Origin of the sequence: Acinetobacter sp. 1424608, assembly GCF_000588255.1 — a bacterium.
Lineage (GTDB): Bacteria > Pseudomonadota > Gammaproteobacteria > Pseudomonadales > Moraxellaceae > Acinetobacter > Acinetobacter nosocomialis.
The window spans coordinates 36,848-53,865 of record NZ_JFXL01000024.1 but is presented as its reverse complement, the minus strand read 5'-3'; the positions used below and the strand labels follow the sequence as shown (position 1 = coordinate 53,865).

The following is a 17,018-nucleotide window of genomic DNA, read 5'->3' as shown; positions in this document are numbered from 1 at the left end:
ACTTCATCACATCTTCAGTTTTGATGTCTTTTAAATACTTTCTTATTAAAGTGTGAAGTACGTCCGATTCTTTAATTCGGATTTTTGTCTCGAACATCATTTCTAAGGTCGCTTCTTTGACCATATCTTCTTCTTCGTCTCTAAGTCTAACTGTAACTGCCATTTGTCTTACTCCTAAAAGGTGACACATCATATCTGATTTATATTTTATGATATGTTGCTAAATCACAAATTAGATGTTATAAAACCACAAAATATCATTTGTGATAAATCATACATGGATAAAGAACAAGCATTCGAGATCGTGGCTAAGATCATTTTCGATAGAGCCTGCACTTTAGTTGTTGGGGGAAATCCTGCTTACGAGTCGGAGCTTGTTCTACGTCACATAGAAATGTGCATGGTGGAGTGGGGCTATAAGTCTGCCAAAGTAGCGGAGTACTACGACATGTTGAAAGCTGAGAATGATAATTTCCGTTCAATGGGGATCTGCTAATGGGTGAGTATAAAAAACAACCAAACCCCACAGCTTTATCGGGGGGATTGAAAAATGCGATGGTTGTAACCCCCATTAATAAGATGGGGGTAAAGACATCCGATACGCAACTGCAAGACGCCGATCTCCCGTATCAAGAGCATTCGCTATACACAATTCCATACGCTCACATGGTGATGACATCTTCAGGTGTTAAACCAGTTCAATGCCGTCTTCCTGCTGACAATGAAATTGCCGTGATTGACTGGGTAAATTTCACAATCGGAATTGAGACTTTAGGTGACAAGTATTGGAATGAAGATGAATACATCATCGATACACACCGTTGGACGGCTGCTGTAGAAGAACTTGATCACCAGTTACACCATATCTTTGGATTCTCAACGACTGCGTGTCGTCATGGCGGTCTTAATTTCTATAAAGAAAGCTATGTACTAGGTGAAGATTTCGGCTTTGTCTGCATTGGCGGTCAGCGCAATACGATCTTAATTATGATTAATGGTCGTGGTTGCAACTTTGCTAAAAGTGGTTGGGAATTAAGACTTTACAACTTCTTAGTAACTATGGCCAAACGAGCTAAATTAACTCGAGTTGATATTGCACATGACGACTTTGAAGGTAAAAAGATCAATGTTGACTGGGGCAATATGCAAGATGGTTTAGGTGGCTTTAGCTGTGGCAATCGTATGCCGAATATCGAGCATAAAGGCAATTGGAAGCGTCCAAACGGTAAAGGACGTACATTGATGGTCGGTGCACGTGAATCGGGCAAGATGCTTCGCTTGTATGAGAAAGGTCGAGCTGAGGGTGATCCGAACGACAACTGGCAACGTGCTGAAGTTGAATTTAAGTCAATTGATCGCGTTTTACCGTTCGATATGTTGCTGGCTCCAAGCGAGTATTTTATAGCCTCATATCCATGTTTCGCATTTCTATCTGAAGATATTCAACCTGCAAGAATTGAAACAATTCAAAAGGTTGCACGCATTAACTTTGATACTGCCATTAAGAATCTTAAACACAATATGGCAAGTATATCAATGTTTTTAAACAGGTTTTTGAACCTGAAGAGTTAATCAATATTATTTCTTGCTCTGATCAATTCGCTTATCCGAAGCGGTTAGATCATGTGCTTATAACTGCTCGGAGAATGTAGCAATGATGCAATTTAAAAATAAAGTGAAAATCTTAGGTGCTAAGGCTGTTGATTTTAAAACTGACGATGGTCGTCATTATGACCATGTAGCTTTGTACTGTGAGGTTCCGCTTGATCAATCTCAAGGTAATGCGGTTGGTAATGCTTGTGAAGTATTTAACTGGCAAGACCGAACTAATTTAGCGTTGCTTAAGCAACATAAATTTCCGTTAGAAGCTGATATTACGTTTGAAATGGTTACTTCAGGAAAATCTATGAAGTATGTCGTTAAACAAGTTGAGTTGCCAAAGGTAATTTAATGATTGATGTCTTGGACGAGGATGGTGCAAGTAACATTGCACATCCTGAAATCTTCGGAAAACCGAAATAAAGCTATACATTACACATAGTTATTTTTACCGCTTCGTATAATGTATATTATGTTAAATAGGATATCTAAAACCTGCCATATATATGACTATAGCTACTCTACATTACTGCTACGCCGTTTTATTCTTTACTACAGCAAATTTTTAGTTTGGTATCTGTTGCTCAAGCAACTTACCAAGCCGTGCCACTCTTAAAGACTTAAACTGGCTAACCCTATTTCTAATCTTAGCCAAAATAGTTCTGGCAGCTTTCTACAAAATGTAATTACACTTTTATATTTACCCTAGTGAGCCGAGCTACCTTACTAAATTCTAAATTTACGAGCCGTATTATGGCTACTGACTGCTATACAGATTTTTTTTTCTAAATCGCCTTTTAATCTCAAAATTTTTAGCCTGCCCACGCTAAAGCTTAAAACATTATTTTTTTAATACATTGAAATTTAATAATAAATTTTCAAAAACTTCTTTACACGCTTGGAAAAACTGATATAGTACGTGTGTACAGCTATTGCTTAAATTTAACCTAATAGTTCATATGAACTTAAGCGCTGAATATATGATGTCATAGCAACATTTAATTATCTAAAGTAAAAATAAGCTGATCAGGAATCTCTCTATCAGCTTATTTTTTAGACCACAACTAGTTAGCTTTTAGATATTCCTCCTCCTAAAGCTTTATATATTTCGATTTGGTTATTGAGTTTCATCTGTTCAAGTGCAAGTAAGCCTTGTTGTGCTGCATAGGCAGAACGCTGCGCATCTAAAACCGTAAAATAGCTATCAACGCCTGCTCTATAACGTGCCATGGAGAGTTTATAGGTTGCATCTGTCGCAGAGACTAAGCGACGTTGCGCACCTAACCTTTCTCCAATATGTGCATGCATAGCCAAAGCATCATTGACTTCATGGAATGCCGATTGAATAGCTTTTTCATATTTAGCCAATGCAATTTTCTGGTCAGTTTCTGCAATTTTAATATTAGCTTTTCGTGTTCCCCAATCAAAAATTGGTAGATCAATAGTAGGTCCAATCGACCATGCAAAATTGCCAGTTTTAAATAAATCTTTCAGTTCAGACGATGCATAACCCGTCGAGCCCGTCAGGCTGATGGTCGGGAACATGCGTGCCTTGGCAGCACCAATATTCGCTCCGGCAGCACGTAACTCATATTCGGCAGCTTTAAGATCTGGACGATAATTTAATAAATCACTTGGTAAACCGGCTGCAAAGGTTTTCTCAAAGGTAATATTTTGAATTGAATGATCAGGAAGTAAGTTTTGCGGAACAGGATGACCTGCCAGCAAATCCAGTAAATTTTTTGCCTGTTGAATCTGGGTCTTATACGTTGCAACATCATTTCGTGCAGTTTCAACCGAAATTTGTGCCTGTTTTAACGGAACTTCACTATCAATACCAACTTCAAAACGCTTTTTATTAAGATGATAAGAATCGAGTTGTGTTTTTAGGGTCTGCTCGGCAAGATTTAAATTAGCTTGAGCAAAAGCATAGTTTAACCAAGCTTGCGTGACATTGCTGATTAAACTAATTTGAACTGCTTCTTTAGCGCTTTGTGTTGCTAGATAATTATTTAATGCCGCATCTTTTAAATTTTGCACACGTCCCCAAAAGTCTAGTTCATATGCGGTCATTCCTGAACCAACCTGAAATGTAGAAGCTGGGTTATTAGGATTAATAGACGGATCAACTTGTCTTGCTGCACTTCCCATTACACCAATGGTGGGTAACTGGCTATTTTTTGTGATTTGGTATTCTTGCTGTACACGTTCAATATTGAGTGTGGCAGTACGTAAATCACGGTTGTTATTTAAAGTTATTTCAATAACCTGTGCTAATTTCGAATCAGAAATAAACTCTTTATAACTTTGTTCAGCAATCGTTTTACCAGAAGCATTTTGAGAAAAATTGTGTGGAATATGAGATGTAATCGCAGGTTGTGGAGCTTGCATATTGACACATGCAACGAGTGCAATTGAAAGTGTAGAAATAACAAGTCCACGAGATACAGTTGCCGATTTCGACATAGTATTCTCCAAATAACAAAATGAGTTGAGTAGCTGTGTGGCATCAGAGGAAATTTAGTATTCCCTCTGATGCATTGAACTTAAGATGAGATTTTTTTCTTAGAGGAAAATAGCTTTTCTACTGCACCCAGAATGAAGATAAAGAATACGGGAACAAAGAAAATAGCCAGAATGGTTGCTGAAATCATGCCACCAAAAACTCCTGTACCCAAAGCATGTTGAGTTTCTGAACTTGCACCTGAGGCAATCACCAAAGGAATTACACCACAGGTAAACGCAAGAGAAGTCATCAAAATTGGACGTAAGCGAAGTTTGGCTGCGGCAACAGTGGCTTCAATCAAACTCATACCTTCTTCTTTCAGCATTTTTGCAAATTCAACAATCAAAATTGCATTCTTTGCTGATAGACCAATAATGGTAATGAGTCCAATTTTGAAGAACACATCATTCATTAAGCCTCTAGACATAATTGCAATAATTGCACCGAAAATACCAAGTGGCACAACCAGCATCACAGAAAGTGGAATTGCCCAGCTTTCATAGAGTGCAGCCAATACAAGGAAAACAACTAACATGGATAAACCAAGTAAAAAGGCCATTTGAGATTCAGACTGTTTTTCCTGTAGGGAAATACCTGTCCACTCGTAGCCAATACCTTTCGGTAATTTCGCAATCAATTGTTCCATTTCACGCATTGCTTCACCCGATGACGTATCGAAGTTCGGAATACCGGCAATACTCAAAGATGGACGTCCGTTGTAACGGTTATATTGTTGCGGTGCTTTATTCCATTGTGGCGTCACGACTTCAGATAAAGATACTAATTGACCGCTTGAACCCATGACTTTTAGATTCAATATATCTTTCAATTGCATACGTGATTTGGCCTCAACTTGTACAATGACTTGTTGCATACGTCCTTGAGTAGGGAAGTCATTGATATACATTGAACCCATCGATGTAGAAATGATGTCTGAAACATCAGAAAACTTAACACCAAGTGCACTCAGCTTTTCACGGTCAATTTTTAAAGAAATATTGTCACCTTGTGGCAACCCTTCATTCCAAACCATATAGAATTTTTTATTCTTGGCTGCCATTGCCATAAGTTCATCTTGAGCAGCCAATAAAGCAGGCATACCTAAGTTAGCACGGTCTTGTAAACGTAAACTGAAACCAGAAAAAGTACCTAACTCATCAATAGCGGGTGGTAATACGGCCATGGTCTCACCTTCCGTACTATTTGCCATCGAGGTATTCACGGCGTTCGTCATTTCGGATGCCGTACCAGTTCGTTCTTTAAAGTCTTTAAGGGTAGTAAAAGCCACCGCTACGTTTTGTCCTGCACCACTAAAGCCCCAACCTAAAATAGTGGTATTACTTTTTACATCGGGGTTATCTTTCAAATTATGTTCAAATTGATTGACTACATTTCGGGTACGTTCAGTAGTTGCATCTGAAGGTAATTGAAATGAAGTCATGAACCAGCCCTGATCTTCCTCTGGCATAAATGCAGTTGGCCAATATTTCATTCCAGCAAAGGTAATACCGGTAATCACTAAAAAGATCACCATCATTGGAACTGTATGTTTGATGATTTTAAGCAACATCAATTCATACTTTTTAGTGACTTTATCGAAACTACGGTCAAACCATGCAAAGAAGCCTTTCTTCTGATGATGTCCATCAATTGGCTTTAGAATCGTAGCGCAAAGTGCAGGTGTTAAAATGAGTGCCAATAGCGCTGAAAATAAAATAGACACCGACATGGTCAAGGTAAACTGTTTATAGATTACCCCTACAGAACCACTCGCAAATGCCATTGGTAAAAATACTGCAGCCAATACCAGCGTAATACCAATAATCGGGCTGGTAATCTCTTTCATTGCTTTAGATGTTGCTTCTTTAGGATTTAATCCCTCAGTCGCCATAATCCTTTCTACGTTTTCAACCACGACAATGGCATCGTCGACGATAATCCCGATGGCAAGCACCATACCGAACATGGTGAGTACGTTAATTGAAAAACCGGCAAGTAGCATTACGGTAAAAGTACCGAGTAAGGCAATAGGCGCCACAATTGCTGGAATAAGCGTATAGCGGACATTATGCAAAAATAGGTACATCACAATGAAAACCAGAACCATGGCTTCAAGTAATGTATGAATTACTTTTTCAATTGAAATTTTGACAAACGGCGCGGTGTCGTAAGGAATACTAAACTCCATGCCTTCTGGTAAATTTAACTTTAACTCTTCAATTTTTGCTCGAACACCTTCGGCAGTTTTCACGGCATTCGCACCGGGACTTAACTGAATTGCTGCAGCAGTCGCAGGTTTACCATTTTCCAAAATGGCAAAGTTGTAGGCTTGGGAACCGATTTCAACATTTGCAACATCAGATAACTTGATAACGCTACCGTTAGTTTTACTTTTTAAACTGATATTTTTAAATTGCTCGACACTAGACAATTGCCCTTGTGCAGACAGTGGAATAGTAATGAGTTGCCCTTTCTCAGCGGGTAAATCACCAAGTCGACCGGGTGCAATTTCGACATTGTTTTCTCGAATTGCATTATTTACATCACTAATTGATAAACCATAAGAAACTAACTTATTTGGGTCGACCCAAATACGCATAGCTTTCTCGGCACCAAAAGATTGAACCTTCCCTACACCTTCGACACGTTTTAGCTCTTCTACAACATTTCGAACTAGATAATCACTTAAATCAACTTCGGAATATTGATTATTTGGAGAGTTAATCCCGACCAGCATTAAAAATCCGGACGATGAAGCTTCCACCTGTAAACCTTGCTGACGCACAATCTGCGGTAAACGAGCTTCTACAGCTTTAATTTTATTTTGAACGTCGACCTGAGCCATCTCGACATCCGTGCCCGGTTTAAACGTAGCAGTAATCTCTGCTGTACCGGAGGTATCTGTTGTCGCACTATAGTAGAGTAGATTTTTTACACCCGATAATTCGCGCTCAATTAAGGTGACGACACTATCGTTAATGGTTTTGGCTGTAGCACCCGGATAAACCGCACTAATATTTACTTGTGGCGGAGCTACACTTGGAAAGCGCGCGATTGGTAATTTAGGAATACTTAGCAATCCAAATATAATAATAAAGATCGCGATAACCCATGCAAAAACAGGACGACGAATAAAAAATTGTGACATCATGATTGAGCTCCTTCAGTTGTAGAAGCTTTCTTTTCTATACTTGGAGCGTTATTTACAACGGCTGGGGCTTTCCATACAGCCATTGCCAATTTTTGATTTGGCTTAATGCGTTCAATGCCTTCAACAACAACTTTATCGCCAATTTTCAAGCCTTTGTTGGCAATGTAATATTGTTCATATTGTTGTCCAATTTCGATAGGACGAATTTCCGCTGTGCCTTTGGCATTGATGACATATACCTGCGGCTCACCATTAATATTACGTTGGATCGCTTGTGCCGGAACCAATAACGCTTGAGGAATAGAAGCACGGTCAATATTGACACGCACATACATGCCAGGAAGTAATTTTCGTTCAGTATTATTTACCTCTATACGGAACGTAACATCGCCCGTTTCAGGATCAACATTAATATCTTCAAATAATATCTTTGCTGTTACGTTATAAGGCTGTCCATGACTGTTAGTAATACGAACGGTTTTGTCACTATTTGCTGATAGCTCACCGCTTTGCAAAGCAGCTTGTAAACGCTCATATTCACTAATTGATTGCTTTACATCAACATAGACTTTATCAATTTGCTGGATGGTTGCCATGGTATTGGTATCACCTTGACCAACCAATGCACCTTCAGTAACAAAAGATTGTCCAATTCGACCGGAAATAGGCGCTCGAACTGTTGCATATTGCAGATTCAAGTTTTGTCGAGTCAATGCTGCTTTCATTTGAGCGACATCAGCTAAAGCTTGACGATATTGAGCTTGGGCATTACTTACTTCTTGCTTACTAATTGCATTACTTGGTAACAGCTGCTCATAACGTTCTAGCTGAACTTTGAGCCTCGCAACCTCTGCTTCAGCCTTATTTAACGAAGCCCGATTACTATTTACATCTGCCTCAAAAGTTTCTGAATTAATTTTATATAAAGCTTGCCCTGCTCTAACTTCACTACCCTGTTTAAATAAAACCTTTTCAATGATGCCTCCCACTTGTGGACGGATCTCAGCCGTACGGAACGCATGGACCCGTGCAGGAAGATTTTCACTAAAGTTTACCGATTGCGGTTGAATACTTAATACACTGACTTTAGCCGGCGGTGGCTCAGGTTGAGTTGCTTCTTTTGAATCACACCCCTGTAATATAAGCCCAATAGATAAAAATAAAGGAAGTAAAAGATGCTTTTGCATACTGTCCGAACCTAGGGAGTTTTTTGATGGTCGTATTATTTTTGATGAGTGTGTAGGGATAATCGCTAAAGTGTGGAGGAAGTGTGGAGAAACACGGATAATTTAGCGTATGATGGATTGAAGCGCTTTAATAGATAGATTTTCTATGTTCGATCATTCTTTTTCTTTTGATTGCCAAGATAAAGTGATTCTTGTGGTAGAAGATGACTACGATATTGGCGACATTATTGAAAATTATTTAAAACGTGAAGGAATGAGCGTGATTCGTGCCATGAATGGAAAACAGGCCATTGAATTGCACGCTAGCCAACCTATCGATTTAATTTTACTTGATATTAAATTACCCGAGCTAAACGGCTGGGAAGTATTAAATAAAATACGCCAAAAAGCTCAAACTCCCGTGATTATGCTAACGGCGCTCGATCAAGATATTGATAAGGTAATGGCACTACGTATAGGTGCAGATGACTTTGTGGTTAAGCCATTTAACCCAAATGAAGTGGTCGCTAGAGTTCAAGCCGTATTAAGAAGAACTCAATTTGCAAACAAGGCAACGAATAAAAACAAGATCTATAAAAATATTGAAATTGATACTGACACTCATAGTGTTTATATACACTCTGAGAATAAGAAAATCTTGCTTAATTTAACGCTGACCGAATATAAAATTATTTCCTTCATGATTGACCAGCCACATAAAGTCTTTACACGTGGTGAACTCATGAATCATTGTATGAATGATAGCGATGCACTAGAACGAACTGTAGATAGCCACGTCAGTAAACTTAGAAAAAAATTAGAAGAACAAGGAATACTTCAAATGTTCATTAATGTACGTGGCGTGGGATATAGACTAGATAATCCACTAGCTGTGAAAGATGATGTCTAAATAATATAAAAATATAGCTAGAGAATATGTTATGAAATATAAGTTAGGAATTAGCAAACAGCTTTTTATCGCACTAAGTATCGTTAACTTAAGTGTTACCCTATTTTCTATTTTAATGGGGTATCTGGTTTATAATTATGCGCTTGAAAAAGGCTGGATTACTTTAAGCTCAATTCAAGAAGACTGGACAAGCTTCCACCTCGTAGATTGGATCTGGTTATGTACTGTAATCTTCTGTGGCAGTATGATTTCCTTGGTGATCGGTATGCATCTTGCGAAGCGTTTCATTATACCGATTAATTTCTTAGCAGAAGCAGCCAAAAAAATTAGTCAAGGTGATCTCTCTGCTAGAGCTTATGATAATCGAGTTCATTCTGCCGAAATGTCGGAACTTTTATATAACTTTAATAATATGGCTCAAAAGCTAGAAGTTTCTGTTAAAAATGCGCAAGTTTGGAATGCTGCCATAGCCCATGAGCTAAGAACTCCTATAACCATTTTACAAGGTCGATTACAGGGAATTATTGATGGTGTTTTTAAACCTGATGAAGTTCTTTTTAAAAGCCTTTTAAACCAAGTTGAAGGATTATCACACTTAGTCGAAGACCTACGAACTTTAAGTTTGGTCGAAAACCAGCAACTCAGATTAAATTATGAATTGTTTGACTTTAAGTCGGTACTTGAAAAGGTTCTCAAGGCTTTTGAAGATCGCTTGCAACAAGCGAACCTAGTACCAGAACTAGATCTGACAACGACTCCTGTTTTTAGTGACCGCCGTCGTATAGAGCAAGTTTTAATTGCTTTAATTGACAATGCTATTCGTTATTCAAATGCAGGTAAACTTAAAATTTCTTCAGTAGTTGATTCACAAAACTGGACATTGAAAATTGAAGATGAAGGCCCGGGAATTGCAACCGAATTCCGAGATGATTTGTTTAAACCTTTTTTTAGATTAGAAGAATCAAGAAATAAAGAGTTTGGTGGTACAGGCTTAGGACTTGCTGTTATACACGCAATTATTGTGGCAATGAAAGGCACCATTCAATATAGTAATCAAGGCTCGAAAAGTGTCTTCACCATAAAAATTTCTATGAATAACTAAATGACTTCCTGATCCCAAGCTGTCTTTTGACTTTTTACCTTAAAATTTTTATTGAAATGCCATATCTAACCTAACCAAGATTCATAAAATAATTTTTATAATTTAAATAATGGATAATTAAATATGGATCGTTTTAAAACTATTCTACTTATTTCAAGCGCATGTTTAACAACAACTATTTATGCCAAACAACAAGTTGTCTGTGTTTTTGACCCGATTGGTAAGTCAGGAGACGCTTTCGCTTTAGCCAAAGATTATGCACTTGAAGCTAAAAATTGGGGAGCTGATCTATCTTTAAAAGCATATGTTGATGAACGCGTTGCAGCTGAAGATTTAAAAGTCGGCAAATGTGATGGCGCTATTATTAGTGGTTTACGTGGTCGTCAATTTAATAAATATACAGGATCTTTAGATGCAGTTGGTGCATTAACAAATATGAAAACGGCAATTAATGCCTATAAGCTGTTGTCCTCACCTATGGCAGCAAAAAACATGGTGGTAGGTCCTTATGAAATTGCAGGTTTAGGCACAATTGGCCCTGCATATTTATTTGTAAATGATAGAAGTATCAATACTCTCGCTAAAGCTGCCGGTAAAAAAATTGGGGTATTTAAATATGATGAAGCCCAACCAAAGCTTGTGCAACATGTCGGTGGTCAGGCTGTATCGGTAGACGTCACCAATGCCGGTGCGAAGTTTAATAACCATGAAATTGATATTGTGCCCGCTCCTATTGTGGCATTTAAACCTTTTGAACTACACAAAGGTCTAGGTGAGAAAGGAGCAATTGTTCGTTTTCCTTTAACTCAAATTTCAGCAAACTTCATTATTCGTAAAGACCAGTTTCCGGCAGGTTTTGGGCAAAAGTCTCGAACTTGGGTCGCCAGCCAACTCAATAGAACATTTGGTATTATTGCCAAATATGAAAGTGATATTCCTTCAAAATATTGGATGGATATTCCTAAAAATGAACAATTAAACTATATGAAAATGATGCGCGAGGCTCGTATACAGCTAACCAAAGCAGGTATTTACGATCCTAAAATGATGAACTTTTTGAAAAAGGTAAGATGTAAAGAAAATCCAAGTAACTTTGAATGTGCATTAAACGATGAATAGTGACTAATGCAGCTTTTCCCTTACCTAATTTTCTTACACGGATGTTTTGAGATATCCGTGTTTATTTAATTAGCAGCAAAATTCTAATCATTGACTCAAACCATAAGTCTTATGCGCAGCTATTTTTTATTAAAATTTTCTTTTAACGCATCAATTAAGATATTTAATAAAGGTGCTTGCTCACGTCTATGGGGATAATATAAGTGATATGGTTCATAGCTATGTCGCCAGTCCTTCAGCGTTTCTTCCAGTTCACCACTTTCAATATAAGACTGAACCATATCAATAGGTAGATAAGCGATTCCTACACCGCTCCTTACGGCTTGAAGCACTGGAGATAAGGTTGTAAAAATAACTTTAGCATTAACAGTAATTGTTTGTGTTTTACCTTGTTTGGTAAATTGCCAACGGTAGAATTCACCATGTGTGGGTAATCTTAAATTAATACACTGGTATTCCACTAAATCTTTTGGATGCTTTGGGTGACCATAACGAGCTAAAAACTCTTTGGTTGCAACAGTGAGCATTTGTATAGGATCACTAATTTGTAAAGCGATCATATCTTTAGAAACCAAACCGCCTCTTCGAAGCCCTGCATCAAAACGACCATCTACAATATCGACCAGACCATAATCAGAGGTAATTTCGACTGAGATTTTTGGAAATTGTTGTATGACTTTTTCAACGGCGGGCCATAAAACAGTCTGGATGCCATATTCATCGGCACTAATACGTAATGTTCCTGCCGGATCGTTTTTTAAAGCACTAAGCTGATTCATGCCATGTTCTATTTCTTCGATGGCAGGTTGAATCAAGCTGAGCAGATATTCACCGGCTTCTGTGGGTGCGACACTTCTCGTAGTTCGTGATAATAGCTTTATACCAATTCGGTCCTCTAAATTACGGAGTGTTTGGCTAATGGCTGATTGTGAAGTTCTGAGTTTTGCAGCCGCACGAGTGAAGCTTCGCTCCTGTGCAACCACAATAAATGTATGCAAATCATTCAGATTTTCTTTCATTATTTATAAGTATTCAATATAAGTGCTATCTCATTATAGTGGATTATCATAATGAATCACTAGGGGTATATTGGTTTCATCGAGATAGTTCTTCTCTTGGAGAAAAATGATGAAAACTGTAACTTTTAAAAATAAAGATATTGATGTTTCTGCAACCATACGTTTTCCAAAAGATTTTGATGAAAACAAAAAATATGCAGCGATTGTATGCGCCCACCCAATTAGTAGCTGTAAAGAACAAACTGCCGGCGCAATCTATGGTGAAAAACTTACTGAAGCTGGGTTTATTACTTTAGCATTTGATGCATCGTATCAAGGTGCTAGCGGTGGCGAACCACGTTTCCTTGAAGACCCTGCAACACGTGTAGAAGATTTCCGCTGTGCAGCTGACTATTTAACAACGCTTGCTTATGTCGATGAAAACCGTATTGGTGTATTAGGCGTATGTGGTGGCGGTGGTTATGCAGTTAATGCTGCTATGACTGAACGCCGTTTTAAAGCAGTCGCAACTGTGGTTGCAGCAAACTATGGTCGTTTAATGCGTGAAGGCGACCAAACACCTGAAGCTGCGATTAAAACTTTAGAAGCAATTGCTGCGCAGCGAACTGCCGAAGCACGTGGTGCTGAACCGTTTATTACCCAGTACATTCCAAACTCACAACAAGAGCGTGAGCAAGCTGGCATTCATGATATTGATATTAAAGAAGCTATAGATTACTACAAAACCCCGCGCGGTCAGGCAGAAGGTTCACCAAATAAACTTCGCTTTTCAGGTTTAGCGGCTGCTGTTGGGTTTGATGCCTTTCATTTGGCAGATCACCTACTCACTCAACCCTTACAAATTGTGATTGGTGGAATTCCGGGAGGCTTCGGTTCATATCGCGATGGTTACGAGCTATATAGCAAAGCGGCTTCTAAAGATAAAAATCTCTTTGTGGTTAAAGATGCAAGCCACTATGACTTATATGATCAACCTGAACCTGTTGCTCAAGCCTTAGAAAAAATTATTCCATTTTTTCAAAAACATCTTTAATTCATAAATTGGAAAGTTTCTCAAGCAGGGAAACTTTCCAAATCTTGTCTTGAGTATTCAATTTAGCAAAAACAATTAATAAACTTATATATTGATTTTAAATTTCAATAATTAGAAAATCACTCGCAATCATAAATAACTACAAGAGTTCTCATGCTTCCTAATAAGAAAAAGAATATAGCCCTTTGCTACATTCTTCCTTTGATTTTAGTTATTGGCTTCTATGCCTTTTTCCGTGTATCTATTCTTCCTTATATTTATACCAAGCAAGCACAGCATCAACTTTTAACAGCAAATAATCAATCAACTGAAATTTATTGGAAAGAACCAGACCTCTTAGCCGATAAAAAGTATCCAGCAATTATCTTTTTACATGGCATTCACAAAGACAAAAAAGGTGCAAAAGCCTTTGTACGCTCAGGCTTGTTAAATGAATATGCTAAAAAGAACTTTTTCAGTTTTGCTGTATCTATGAGTGGATATGGTAAGTCATCTGGAAAATCAGACTTTTGTGGTAAAGCCTCACAAAATAATCTTGAACAAGCCATTAATTTTGCCCGATCACAGCCAAACGTTGACCCAAACAAAGTTGCCGTAGTTGGGATTAGTTGTGGCGCCTCTATAGCAAATGTTGTAGCTAACTCAGACAAGATAAATGCTTTGATTTTAGTATCTGGATTTTATGACTTTAAAGGTATGTATGCTCAGTGGAGTTCTAACGCTAGAACACTACCTTCAAATGTAATGAATGAAATAAATGAAACGATTACTGCTGAGAAAAATATAGAAACGGCGTCTGCTGCTAGATCATCGTTACCAATATCATCTCAATATCCATCTACTCAATGGTGAGCCCTACCTAGAAACCCACCATATTGAATGGTTAGCGCACGGCGGGCCAGATACCGTCGAAAATACGGTAGCGCTTTGCCCGAATTGCCATAAGAAAATGCATGTTGTGAATGCTGAGGCAGATCGGGAAAAGCTCTTATTAAAGACAAGAAATTTACAAACACATTCTTAAAACATACTCATTTCATAGAAAAAGTAATGGATAAATAATGGAACAGTTTTTAAAACGTATATCTTTTTTTCTTATCTACTTACCCGCATTAGTATATGCCTGTCAATTTGCCTATTATGCAGGATTAGGCGAGCCTTTAAATATTCACGTTACTTCTTTGGGTTTAAATTACCCAGAAGTAGTGTTAATGGGATATTTATATATTTCTCTACCAGTACTACAATTTATTCTTTGGTCAGCAATATCTATAACTTTGATCTTATGTATTGTGTTTGTGACTTTCAGTATTCGCTGGTTACAAAAGCATAAAGGCACAAAAATTGAATATCGTGAATATATTCAAAAAAGTTTCAAAAGAGTAAGAATCTGCTTAGATAAACAAAAAAAGGATTTAATAAAAGCAATTAATTCTTTCCTTGGAATTTTAGGCTTATACTTTGTCATATTTATTTTTACTTTTTTATTAATTCTATTTTACTATAAATTAGGGATAAAAGAGATTGAAGATAAAGTTCAAGAAATTTTTAATTCACAGGCTTGTGATGCTTCAGATGGATATATAACTTCCAACAATACAAAAGTAAGAGTCAAAACTATTTTATGCGGTTACAACAAATGCTATGGAATTTCTTTAGATAATAAAGAAGCTATTATTTACCCACCAGAACAAACTGCACAACCGATTTCAAGAATTAAAAAGTTAAAAGAAGCACCTTAAGGTGCTTCTTTTAGTAAAAGATTTTCGACTGAATTATAAAATATATCAACCTAATAAAATAATATTATGATGAAAGCGCATAAGTTTCATCATTATTTGGAGGATCAATAATAATATCTGTTTCTGAAATTTTTATAGTTTCATCTATTTTTAGATCTCTAAGCTCTGAATCAGTATAAAATGAACTTTTTGCTAAAATAGAACCATTTTCTGATAATAAATTAAATGAAAAACCAAGACCGTCAACTTTAAACTTTATATAATTATTAATATTTAAAGATCTAATCTTAAATTTTTCAAGACCTTGTAAAGCCGCTTCCTTATCCATGTATAATTCACTGAAAATTAAAGTAAATCCTTCATGATTTTTTAGATAAAAAGAATAACTATCACCATATTTTATAATTTCATACCATCCTTTTAAAGAATCAAAGGAAGAGCTTATATTACTAATTTTGTTAATTAATATTTCTAAATCTTTCAATGCCAAGTTTAATTGGAATTCATCTAATTCAAAATTAGCTTCATGAACTATCATATTTCTAATATTATTTAATTTATCAAACTCATCATAATCCTTGATTGTCAAATATTGTTTTTGTACCAATTCTTGAAACATTGCTTTTAATGGGTATTTCTTATTTTTTATACGATAGCTATTCTTACTAAATAACATTAACAAACTTTCTAATTTCTTCCATCTTAAAACAAATTCACCGTAGAATTTATTAAGATTAATCGCCGCGCTTTCAACTAATTCCTCTTTATCTTCTTCAGTAACACTAACTTTATCAAGATTATTTATCGCATCTTCTATAATAGACTTTACATCATTAGATAAAGAAATTAGATTAGTAAAGTCATCTTCGTCCATAAAATTATTATGCGCGACTTTACATCTTAATTTATATAATTTATCCCATTTTGTTGATAATTCTTCAGAAGTACATTCAACGATAGGGTTAAAATATCTGGTCCAGTTAGAAACAGGTACTACTTTCTTTAGATCGTTAAAATCTAATTCATCTATTTTGTTAGCTTTTTTAATTTTACTAACTAAATCTTCAACTTTTGTTGTTGTATATTCATTAAACAAAAACCTTGATAGTTGTATAAAATCAGTATCATAAATATAATTCTGTTTCTTTGAAGTACCTGTACCTTTGATTGATTCCGCTACTTCCTTCGGAATATTTTCTTTGGTCCAAGATAAGCCAACCTTCGTTATCATGAATTTTGTTATTAATTTTCTCATAAGATTTTCTAATTCATGAATTACAGGATAAGACTGTATTGCATATTCACTACTGATATCATCCCAAAGAATTTCAGGTGGCTGATTATTATTAACCTTACTTAATATTGTTCTAATTATTTTCAAAAGTGATAAAAACTCTTGCTTATTGTTAGCATTAGCATTAACGAATTTTAAATGAAAAAACTTATGATTTGAGTTTAAAACCTTACCATCTGAAATTTCAAATGCAAACTCTTTACTATCCCAAACAATTTTTTTATCTTCTATTTTTAGTTTATCGTATGACTTCAACAAAGATTTAAAACTAGAGATAGATTTACAAAAATCGCCATCTGAATCAATTGTACATAAATATTCAACTTTGTAAGACTTTGCACTATTTGATGTCATGGTTAGAATTTCTATATTTGATT

General features: G+C 36.5%; 12 protein-coding genes and 3 pseudogenes. 10 read left to right on the top strand and 5 right to left on the bottom strand.

Annotated elements, in window-relative coordinates:
• Positions 1–277: 277 nt before the first annotated feature.
• The 3 genes and pseudogenes from J678_RS0104610 (at position 278) to J678_RS20870 (ending at position 1,951) form a co-directional block, all read left to right on the top strand.
• Positions 278–496 carry a hypothetical protein gene (locus J678_RS0104610; protein ID WP_024432478.1) on the top strand — a complete coding sequence of 73 codons (219 nt, stop codon included), beginning with the start codon at positions 278–280 and terminating at the stop codon, positions 494–496.
• A pseudogene (locus J678_RS20875) lies at positions 496–1,652 on the top strand (replication initiation factor domain-containing protein). The gene J678_RS0104610 and the pseudogene J678_RS20875 overlap by 1 nt, the downstream one beginning before the upstream one ends.
• Before the next feature lie 2 nt (positions 1,653–1,654).
• Positions 1,655–1,951, top strand: coding sequence for a hypothetical protein (locus J678_RS20870; RefSeq protein ID WP_031956340.1), 297 nt, complete (start codon positions 1,655–1,657; stop codon positions 1,949–1,951).
• Between the two features lie 716 nt (positions 1,952–2,667).
• On the opposite strand, the gene adeC is transcribed toward J678_RS20870, so the two are convergent.
• The 3 genes from adeC to adeA form a co-directional block, all read right to left on the bottom strand.
• Complete coding sequence (gene adeC, locus J678_RS20865) at positions 2,668–4,065, bottom strand: multidrug efflux RND transporter AdeABC outer membrane channel subunit AdeC (RefSeq protein WP_017392737.1); 1,398 nt, start codon at positions 4,063–4,065, stop codon at positions 2,668–2,670.
• A gap of 80 nt (positions 4,066–4,145) precedes the next feature.
• Positions 4,146–7,256 carry a multidrug efflux RND transporter permease subunit AdeB gene (adeB, locus tag J678_RS20860; protein ID WP_031956341.1) on the bottom strand — a complete coding sequence of 1,037 codons (3,111 nt, stop codon included), beginning with the start codon at positions 7,254–7,256 and terminating at the stop codon, positions 4,146–4,148.
• Positions 7,253–8,443, bottom strand: a complete 1,191-nt coding sequence (gene adeA, locus J678_RS20855) for a multidrug efflux RND transporter periplasmic adaptor subunit AdeA (protein WP_017392735.1) — start codon at positions 8,441–8,443, stop codon at positions 7,253–7,255. Before adeA ends, adeB begins: the two co-directional genes overlap by 4 nt.
• A gap of 145 nt (positions 8,444–8,588) precedes the next feature.
• On the opposite strand from adeA, the gene adeR reads away from it, so the two are divergent.
• The 3 genes from adeR (at position 8,589) to adeT1 (ending at position 11,553) form a co-directional block, all read left to right on the top strand.
• Positions 8,589–9,332, top strand: coding sequence for an efflux system response regulator transcription factor AdeR (gene adeR / locus J678_RS20850; RefSeq protein WP_017392734.1), 744 nt, complete (start codon positions 8,589–8,591; stop codon positions 9,330–9,332).
• A gap of 31 nt (positions 9,333–9,363) precedes the next feature.
• A complete protein-coding gene (gene adeS / locus J678_RS20845; protein ID WP_017392733.1) occupies positions 9,364–10,434 on the top strand; it encodes a two-component sensor histidine kinase AdeS in 1,071 nt (356 codons plus the stop codon).
• A gap of 123 nt (positions 10,435–10,557) precedes the next feature.
• A complete protein-coding gene (gene adeT1 / locus J678_RS20840) occupies positions 10,558–11,553 on the top strand; it encodes a putative multidrug efflux protein AdeT1 (protein ID WP_017392732.1) in 996 nt (331 codons plus the stop codon).
• Positions 11,554–11,672: 119 nt separating this feature from the next.
• Here the strand turns inward: adeT1 and J678_RS20835 are convergent, their stop codons facing one another.
• Entirely contained in the window at positions 11,673–12,572 is a 900-nt protein-coding gene (locus J678_RS20835; protein ID WP_017392731.1) for a LysR family transcriptional regulator, read from the bottom strand.
• A gap of 109 nt (positions 12,573–12,681) precedes the next feature.
• Here J678_RS20835 and J678_RS20830 point away from each other — a divergent pair, with 109 nt between their 5' ends.
• From J678_RS20830 to J678_RS20820, 4 genes and pseudogenes are all read left to right on the top strand, one after another.
• Positions 12,682–13,605 (top strand): alpha/beta hydrolase, encoded by a 924-nt coding sequence (locus tag J678_RS20830; protein ID WP_017392730.1) that lies wholly within the window; start codon positions 12,682–12,684, stop codon positions 13,603–13,605.
• Positions 13,606–13,758: 153 nt separating this feature from the next.
• Positions 13,759–14,448: pseudogene (locus J678_RS20825) on the top strand (alpha/beta hydrolase); the annotation flags it as partial.
• A 1-nt stretch (position 14,449) separates the two neighbouring features.
• Positions 14,450–14,629, top strand: a pseudogene (locus J678_RS23395) (HNH endonuclease); the annotation flags it as partial.
• Positions 14,630–14,666: 37 nt separating this feature from the next.
• Positions 14,667–15,347, top strand: coding sequence for a hypothetical protein (locus J678_RS20820; RefSeq protein WP_017392728.1), 681 nt, complete (start codon positions 14,667–14,669; stop codon positions 15,345–15,347).
• 64 nt (positions 15,348–15,411) lie between these two features.
• Here J678_RS20820 and J678_RS20815 read toward each other — a convergent pair whose 3' ends face one another.
• Complete coding sequence (locus J678_RS20815; protein ID WP_017392727.1) at positions 15,412–16,995, bottom strand: HEPN domain-containing protein; 1,584 nt, start codon at positions 16,993–16,995, stop codon at positions 15,412–15,414.
• Positions 16,996–17,018 lie beyond the last annotated feature (23 nt).

Excerpts from the sequence above, each read along its gene's own strand:
- J678_RS20820 (WP_017392728.1), top strand. The coding sequence starts at position 14,667 with ATGGAACAGTTTTTAAAACGTATATCTTTTTTTCTTATCTACTTACCC.
- adeT1 (WP_017392732.1), top strand. The coding sequence starts at position 10,558 with ATGGATCGTTTTAAAACTATTCTACTTATTTCAAGCGCATGTTTAACA.
- adeA (WP_017392735.1), bottom strand. The coding sequence starts at position 8,443 with ATGCAAAAGCATCTTTTACTTCCTTTATTTTTATCTATTGGGCTTATA.
- J678_RS20830 (WP_017392730.1), top strand. The coding sequence starts at position 12,682 with ATGAAAACTGTAACTTTTAAAAATAAAGATATTGATGTTTCTGCAACC.
- J678_RS20815 (WP_017392727.1), bottom strand. The coding sequence starts at position 16,995 with ATGACATCAAATAGTGCAAAGTCTTACAAAGTTGAATATTTATGTACA.
- J678_RS0104610 (WP_024432478.1), top strand. The coding sequence starts at position 278 with ATGGATAAAGAACAAGCATTCGAGATCGTGGCTAAGATCATTTTCGAT.
- adeB (WP_031956341.1), bottom strand. The coding sequence starts at position 7,256 with ATGATGTCACAATTTTTTATTCGTCGTCCTGTTTTTGCATGGGTTATC.
- adeC (WP_017392737.1), bottom strand. The coding sequence starts at position 4,065 with ATGTCGAAATCGGCAACTGTATCTCGTGGACTTGTTATTTCTACACTT.
- adeR (WP_017392734.1), top strand. The coding sequence starts at position 8,589 with ATGTTCGATCATTCTTTTTCTTTTGATTGCCAAGATAAAGTGATTCTT.
- adeS (WP_017392733.1), top strand. The coding sequence starts at position 9,364 with ATGAAATATAAGTTAGGAATTAGCAAACAGCTTTTTATCGCACTAAGT.
- J678_RS20870 (WP_031956340.1), top strand. The coding sequence starts at position 1,655 with ATGATGCAATTTAAAAATAAAGTGAAAATCTTAGGTGCTAAGGCTGTT.
- J678_RS20835 (WP_017392731.1), bottom strand. The coding sequence starts at position 12,572 with ATGAAAGAAAATCTGAATGATTTGCATACATTTATTGTGGTTGCACAG.